The organism is Streptomyces sp. NPDC056347 (assembly GCF_042262625.1).
Classification (GTDB): Bacteria; Actinomycetota; Actinomycetes; order Streptomycetales; family Streptomycetaceae; genus Streptomyces.
Genome location: NZ_JBHJQP010000086.1, coordinates 24914 through 32311, shown reverse-complemented (window position 1 = coordinate 32311; position 7398 = coordinate 24914). Strand labels below are relative to the sequence as shown.

The 7398-nt window shown below is 71.4% G+C and carries 4 protein-coding genes and 2 pseudogenes; all 6 read right to left on the bottom strand.

Annotated features, from left to right (window positions below):
• Positions 1 to 46: 46 nt before the first annotated feature.
• Positions 47 to 910, bottom strand: a pseudogene (locus ACFCV8_RS20635) (substrate-binding domain-containing protein); the annotation flags it as partial.
• Positions 911 to 1061: 151 nt separating this feature from the next.
• Positions 1062 to 2033: pseudogene (locus ACFCV8_RS20630) on the bottom strand (ABC transporter permease); the annotation flags it as partial.
• Entirely contained in the window at positions 2023 to 3561 is a 1539-nt protein-coding gene (locus tag ACFCV8_RS20625; protein ID WP_376686833.1) for a sugar ABC transporter ATP-binding protein, read from the bottom strand. The pseudogene ACFCV8_RS20630 and the gene ACFCV8_RS20625, both read right to left, overlap by 11 nt.
• Complete coding sequence (locus tag ACFCV8_RS20620; RefSeq protein ID WP_376686832.1) at positions 3558 to 4616, bottom strand: LacI family DNA-binding transcriptional regulator; 1059 nt, start codon at positions 4614 to 4616, stop codon at positions 3558 to 3560. The genes ACFCV8_RS20625 and ACFCV8_RS20620 overlap by 4 nt, the downstream gene beginning before the upstream one ends.
• Before the next feature lie 238 nt (positions 4617 to 4854).
• The gene (locus ACFCV8_RS20615; protein WP_376686831.1) at positions 4855 to 6492 is read right to left on the bottom strand and encodes an amidase family protein; all 1638 of its coding nucleotides are present in this window, start codon (positions 6490 to 6492) and stop codon (positions 4855 to 4857) included.
• Positions 6493 to 6985: 493 nt separating this feature from the next.
• Positions 6986 to 7330: a hypothetical protein gene (locus tag ACFCV8_RS20610; RefSeq protein WP_376686830.1), complete on the bottom strand. Its 345-nt coding sequence runs from the start codon at positions 7328 to 7330 to the stop codon at positions 6986 to 6988.
• Between the last annotated feature and the right edge of the window lie 68 nt (positions 7331 to 7398).

The window sequence follows — 7398 nt, the reverse complement described above, 5'->3', positions numbered from 1 at the left end:
CGTCACGCGCCCGCCCGCGGCCGTGACGAACCGGTCGGATGGCGGATCAGCCGTTGAACTCGGCGACATTGTCCTTGGTGACGACCTTGACCGGGACCTTCACCGTGGCATCGATCTTCTCGCCCTTGGCGGCCTTGACGGCGTTCTCGACGGCCAGCTTGCCGAGCAGCTTCGGCTGCTGCGCCACGGAGGCGAACAGCGTGCCGTCCTTGACCGCGGCCAGACCGTCGGGGGTGCCGTCGAAGCCGACGACCGTGACGGACTTGCCGGCCTTGCTGCCCAGCGCCTTGATCGCGCCGAGAGCCATCTCGTCGTTCTGCGCGAAGACGCCGTTCACGTCCGGGTGGGCCTGGAGCAGGTTGGTGGTGACGTCCAGACCCTTGGTGCGGTCGAAGTCGGCCGGCTGCGAGGCGACGACCTTGATGCCCGGGTAGGCCTTCAGGCCCTCGGCGAAGCCCTTGCCGCGCTCGTTGGCGGCCGAGGTGCCGGTCACGCCCTGGAGGACCAGGATCTTGCCCTTGCCGCCGAGGGCCTCGGCGAGCGCCTTGGCGGCGAGCATGCCGCCTTCGACGTTGTCGGAGGCGACGGTGGTGGCGACCTCGGCCTTGTTGACGGTGCGGTCCGCGGCGACGACCGGGATCTTCGCGTTGTTGGCGGCCTTGACGGCCGGGCCCGCGGCGTCGGAGTCCACCGGGTTGACGATGATCGACTTCACGTTCTGGCTGGTGAAGTTCTGGATCTGGTTGGCCTGCTGCGAGGCGTCGTTCTGGGCGTCGGTGACGGTGAGGGAGACGCCCTCCTTCTTGGCCTCGGCCTTCGCGCCCTCCTCCAGCTGCACGAAGAACGGGTTGTTGAGGGTGGAGACCGACAGGCCCACCTTCGTCTTGCCGTCGCCCGAACCGGAGTTGCAGGCCGTGGCGGTGAGGGCGAGCGTGGCGACGGCGGCAACGGCGATCGAGAGGTGCTTGGTACGCATGGGTTCGCTCCTTGCGAGTGGAGTGCGGCGGGTATGTCCGCGGGGAACGTGAAGAGGGGAAGAACGAGAGGGCGGGAAGCCGTCAGGCGCGCCGGCGCAGCGTGTCCACGAGGACCGCGAGCGCGATGACGACACCGATGACCACCTGCTGCCAGAAGGCCGAGACCGAGAGCAGGTTGAGGCCGTTGCGGAGCACCGCGAGGATCAGCGCGCCGATCAGCGTGCCCGAGGCCTTGCCGACACCGCCGGAGAGGCTGGCGCCGCCGATGACGACCGCGGCGATGGCGTCGAGCTCGTAGCCGTACGCCGCCTGCGGCTGCGCCGAGGCCAGCCGAGAGGCCAGGACGATACCCGCGACGGCGGCGAAACCGCCGGCCAGGGCGTAGATGACGATCTTCTGGCGCTTGACGCGGATACCGGAGAGGCGGGCCGCCTCCTCGTTGCCGCCGATGGCGTACATGGTGCGGCCGATGTACGTGCGGTTCAGCACCACGGCGGTGATCAGACCCATGGCGATCATCACCAGGACCGGCACCGGCAGCCAGCCGCCGAGCGTGGCGCCCAGCTGGGACACCGAGTCGGGGAAGGCTATCGGGCTGCCCTGCGAGATCACCAGGGCGAGGCCGCGGCCGATCGACAGCATGGCGAGGGTCGCGATGAACGGCGGCAGCTTGCCGAAGGAGATGAGCGCACCGCTGACCAGACCGCAGCCGATGCCGGTGGCGATGGCGAGCAGGACCGAGATCCAGACCGGCAGGCCCATGTTCGTGGCGGTGTAGGCGAGGACGGTGGCCGACAGCGCGGCGACCGAACCGACCGAGAGGTCGATTCCGGCCGAGACGATCACGAAGGTGACACCGAAGGCCAGGATCGCGGTCACGGCGGCCTGGACGCCGACGTTCAGCAGGTTCTGGGTGGAGAGGAAGTCACCGGACAGGAACGACATGGCCACGGCCAGGACGATCAGGGCGGTGAGGGCTCCGTTGTCGAGGAGCAGGCGGCGCAGGGCGGTCGCCCTGCCCGTGGCCTTGCTGGTATTGAGCGTGTCAGTGGCCACGGGAGCCCTCCACATCCTTCATTGCGGTGTTCGTTGTCGCGGTGGCGCTGACGGCCAGCGCCATGACGGCGTCCTGCGTCGCGTCCTGCGCGGCGAGTTCGCCCGCGATCCGGCCCTGGGACATGACCAGGACGCGGTCGCTCATACCCAGGACCTCGGGGAGGTCGCTGGAGATCATCAGTACGGCGTGACCGGAGGCGGTCAGCTCGTTGATCAGCTGGTAGATCTCGACCTTCGCGCCCACGTCGATGCCGCGGGTCGGTTCGTCGAGGATCAGTACCTTGGTGTCGGCCAGCAGCCATTTGCCGATGACGACCTTCTGCTGGTTGCCGCCGGACAGGGTCCCCACGCGCTGGTGCAGTCCGGCCATCCGGACCTTCAGCTGCTTCGAGATCGTGTCGGCGGCGCGTCGCTGCCCGGCCAGGTCGACGAACCCCGCGCGGCTCGCCCGGCCCAGCGTGACCAGGCCCAGGTTCTCCTGCACGGTCGCGTCGAGCACCAGGCCCTGGCCCTTGCGGTCCTCGGGGACGAGGCCGATCCCGGCGTCCATGGCGGCGTTGACGTCGTACGCACGCAGCGGACGGCCCTGCACCTCGACGGTGCCGGAGTCGTAGGGGTCGGCGCCGAAGAGCGCGCGGACGACCTCGGTGCGGCCGGCGCCGACGAGGCCCGCGAGTCCGACGACCTCGCCCGCCCGTACCTCGAAGCCGATGTCGTTGAAGACCCCGGCCCGGGTCAGGCCCCGGACCTTGAGGAGCGGCTTCCCGGCGTCCGCGCGCTCGCGGGGGTACTGCTGCTCGATGCTGCGGCCGACCATGAGCCGGACCAGCTCGTCCTCGGGGGTGCTCGCCGGGACCTGGCCGATGCTGCGGCCGTCGCGCAGGACGGTGACGCGGTCGCCGAGGGCGGCGATCTCCTCCAGGTGGTGCGTGATGAAGACGACGCCGACACCGTCCTCGCGCAGCTTGCGGACGATCCGGAAGAGCTTCTCGACCTCTTCGGTGGTCAGGACGGCGGTGGGCTCGTCCATGATCAGCACCCGGGCGTCCAGGCTGAGCGCCTTGGCGATCTCGACCATCTGGAGCCGGGCGATGCCCAGTTCGCGCACGAGGGTGCGCGGATCGACGTCCACACCGACACGGGCGAGGAGCCCGGCCGCCTCGGTGTTCATCTTCTTGCGGTCGATGAACCCGAAGCGGCGCGGCTGGCGGCCCAGGAAGATGTTCTCGGCGACGGTCAGGCCGGGAACGAGGTTGAACTCCTGGTAGATCGTCGCGATCCCGAGGCGCTCGGAGTCCTGCGCACCCTGGATGCGCACCTCCTGGCCCTTGACCGTGATCCGTCCGGAGTCGGGGCGGTAGGCGCCGGAGAGCATCTTGATGAGCGTGCTCTTGCCCGCGCCGTTCTCACCGAGCAGCACATGCACCTCGCCGCGGCGCAGGTCGAAGTCGACACTGTCGAGCGCCACCACGCCGGGAAAGGTCTTGCGGATTCCTTCGATGCGCAGCAACTCGTCCGGGTTGCTCACGGCATGCTCCTTTGCGGGGGAGAGGGCTGCGCGGCGGAGGTCTGCGCAGCGGCGGACGGCTCACCGGACTCGCCGCACGAGCGGCGTACGACGAGACGGGCGGGGAGGGTGACGGACTGGGCGGCCCGTCCCTCGACACGGTCGACGAGCGCGCGGACGGCGGCCCGTCCCAGTTCGGCGGTCGGCTGGGAGATCACGGTGATCGCCGGATCGGTGTGCACGAACCAGGGGATGTCGTCGAACGCTGCGAGCGCGATGTCGTCGGGGATCCGCAGCCCGCGCGCGCGGATGGCGTCCAGCGCGCCGAGCGCCATCAGGTTGTCGGCGGCGAACACCGCCTCGGGCGGTTCGGCCAGGTCGAGGAAGCGCTCGGTGGCCCGGCGTCCGCTCTCGGCCTGGAAGTCGCCCTGCCCGATGTACGCGTCGGGCAGGGGCAGTCCGTACTCGCTCATCGCGGCGCGGAAGGACTCCACGCGCTCGCTGCCGGTGGTGGTCGCCGCCGGTCCCGCGATGATCGCGAGCCGGCGGTGGCCGAGGCCGTGGAGATGGGCGACGAGGTCGCGGACGGCGGCCCGTCCGTCGGCGCGTACGACGGGGACGTCGACGCCGGCGATCCAGCGGTCGACGAAGACCATGGGGGTGCCGGTGGTGGCGGCGTTCAGCATGAGCGGGGAGCCGCCGTCGGTGGGGGAGACGAGCAGGCCGTCTATCCGCCGGTCCAGCAGGGTCCGTACGTGGTGGTCCTGGAGGTCGGGCTTCTCGTCGGCGTTGCCGATGATCACGCTGTAGCCCAGCTCGCGGGCCTCTTCCTCGACGGACCGGGCCAGGTGCGCGAAGTACGGGTTCAGCACGTCGCTGATGACCAGGCCGAGGGCCCGGGTCTTGTGGGTGCGCAGGGAACGGGCGACGACGTTCGGCCGGTAGCCCAGTGCCTCGACGGCGGCCCGCACCCGGGTGCGCGCGTCGATACTGACCGACGGGTGGTCGTTGAGGACACGCGACACCGTGGCGACGGATACGCCCGCCGCGGTGGCGACGTCCTTGATGCTCGCCATCGCCGGAAACACCTCCTTGTGAGTCCGTTGGCACATACCGGTCGTGGAATCGTTTTCACGGCCGACGTGAAGGATTGGAATCGATTACACAGAGGTGAAGCAAGGGCAAACGGAGGGTCGAGATCCGATTGTGACCTGATGTGAACGGTGTCGCTCAGATGAGCGTGAGCGGGACGGCGGACACCGCAGCCCCTTCCCCCGGCCCGCGCAGGCCAGGAGAAGGGGCCGCGGCACCGTCCTACCGGGAGGCGCCGACCGGCACCGTCGGCAGATAGCGCGGCGCGCGCCACGCACCCAGCCGCTGCTCCACCGCCGCGCCCAGCGACAGCAGCGCCGCGTCCTCGCGGTCGCCCGCCATCAGGAGCAGGCCCACCGGCAGCTCGCCGACGAACCCGGCGGGCACCGACAGCGACGGATACCCGGCGACGGCAGCCGGAGTGGAGGACGGGATCACATCGTTGTCACCCCGCGCGCAGTCCGTCGTCCACGCGGGCGGGTTCGCCGGGGAGGCGATCGCATCCAGGCGGTGGGCCGCCATCGTCTCGTCGATGGACCGCCGGGACAGATCCTTCAGCTCGGCGCGCATCGCCCGGTACTCCGGGTCCGTGGTCGGCGGCGCGGCCAAGGCCTGCTCGAACAGCTCCTGGCCGGCGAAGCACGCCCGCTCGGCCGGGTGCGTACGGTTGAACGCGATCAGCCCTTCGAGATCGCGCGGCCGGCCGGCAGGTCCGCCGCGCTTTGCCAGATAGGCGTCGACGTCCCGGTGGAACTCGCTCAGCAGCGCCGGGAACTCCAGCTCGGCGAGCCTGTCCTGGTACGGCGGCGTCACCTCCACGACCTCGGCCCCGGCGGCCCGCAGCCGCGCCGCGGTCCGCGTCATCAGGGTGTCCACCCCGGCGCCGAGCGACGGCAGCCGCCACAGGCCGATCCGCTTGCCGCGCACGCCGCCGGGGCGCGCCGCCGCGTCCGCGAGGCCGAGGGCGGAGCCCGTACCCGCCTGGGCCCGACCGCTGATCACCGAGAAGGTGAGCGCGGTGTCGACGACATTGCGCGCCATGGGGCCGGCCGTGTCCTGCTCGGCGGAGATCGGGACGACACCGGACTGGGCGACCAGCCCGAGGCTCGGCTTGTGGCCGACGACCCCGGTCATCCCGGCCGGGCACACGATCGACCCGTCCGTCTCCGTGCCGATCGCCACCTGCGCCAGCGACGCGGCGAGCGCGGCCGCCGAGCCGGCGGACGAGCCGCACGGGTTGCGGTCCAGGACGTACGGGTTGTTCGTCTGTCCGCCCACCGCCGACCAGCCGGAAGTCGGCTTCGCTGCACGGAAGTTGGCCCACTCGGACAGATTGGTCTTGCCGAGGACCACCGCGCCGCCCGCGCGCAGCCTGGTGACCAGCTCCGCGTCCCTGGCGGGCGGACGTCCGGCCAGCGCCAGCGAACCGGCCGTCGTCGGCATGTCACGGGTGTCCACGTTGTCCTTCAGCAGGACCGGGATGCCGTCGAGAGGGCCGCGGACCGTGCCGGCGCGATGCCGGGCGTCACTGGCGGCCGCCTCGCGCAGGGCGGTCGGGCTGGTGCGCAGCACCGCGTGGATCCTGGGATCGACGGCCTCGATCCGCCGGAGGTACACCCGGGTCAGCTCCGACGAGGTCAGCGAGCCGCGCGCCATGCGCTCCTGCAGCTCGGGAATTGTCACCGTGTCCAGGTCCACCCCGTGCGGCAGGACCGTCCCGGCCGGGGACGTGGAACCGACGGCGCCCCCGGCACCGGATTCGGCGGCCGCGGCACGCTGGCCCGGAGTTCCCGCCCCCGCCGCGAGCAGGGGAGCCACGGCGAGGGCTGCGGTCAGCGCCGCAAGACTTCTCTTCTTCATGGGGACAGCCCACTCCAGAGCGACGCCGCGTGCAAGAGGGTCGTCCGTACCTGGCGCCTCGGCCATGCCGCACAAGTGTCGCCGCCAGGCAGGGAGTTCGTGGTACGTCCCGCCGGGATCGCCCGCCCGCTCGTGCACCTCGGGCTTCGGGTGCGCGAGCACACCGGGCGCACGGAGGGGAACGGCCCGGACGGCGGAGTCCGCGGCACCTACTGAGCCGGGCCCGCTGGAATCCCGACGAAGTGCGCGATGCCCCGCAGGAATACGCCGCCAGGAGCCGGCCCGGACACCGCCCCGTCTCCGGGCCCGCGACGGCCGCGCCGAGCGAGGACGAGGGCCGGTCCGTGCGGACTCCTCTCCCTTCGGTGCGGCCCGCGCCTGCCGGCCGGCGTCGGTCGACTCCGTCCGCGTGCCGGGCACCCGGCTCCGGGACGCCGGGCCGGCGGGAGCACGTACACGCCACGAGGACGGAGCCGTCCTCGTCTTCCCGGCATCAGGCGATGTGCCGCGGCAGCGCGGCGACCGCCGGCTTGCCGGGCGGCCGTACCACCATGACCTTCCGACGCGGGGCGTGGTGGTGGAAGCGGTACCGGGAGGATCGGGGAAGCGGTCCGCGATCGGCCCGGGCATGACGCGGACGCCCAGGTCGTTTGCGGACCGGTTCGGCCGCGGCGACGATGTCGTTGACCTCGAACGTGGTGCTGCGGTCGACACCGGCGGCCCGGAAGGCCCGGTCGGCCGCGTAGCGGATGGCCCGGCCGGGAGTGCCTCGGCGCCTCGTGGCCGTGCCGGTGGTGGCCTCGACGGCTACCCCGATCGGGTAGCTGCTTCGACGCAACACTTCGCCTGGCCGAACGCGCTGTATCGGATCTGACGTGACGGCAAGAATGGATTCCGGTCCGTCGA

Bases quoted from the DNA above. Each gene is read 5' to 3' on its own strand.
- ACFCV8_RS20620 (WP_376686832.1), bottom strand. From the start codon at position 4,616: ATGGCGAGCATCAAGGACGTCGCCACCGCGGCGGGCGTATCCGTCGCC.
- ACFCV8_RS20615 (WP_376686831.1), bottom strand. From the start codon at position 6,492: ATGAAGAAGAGAAGTCTTGCGGCGCTGACCGCAGCCCTCGCCGTGGCT.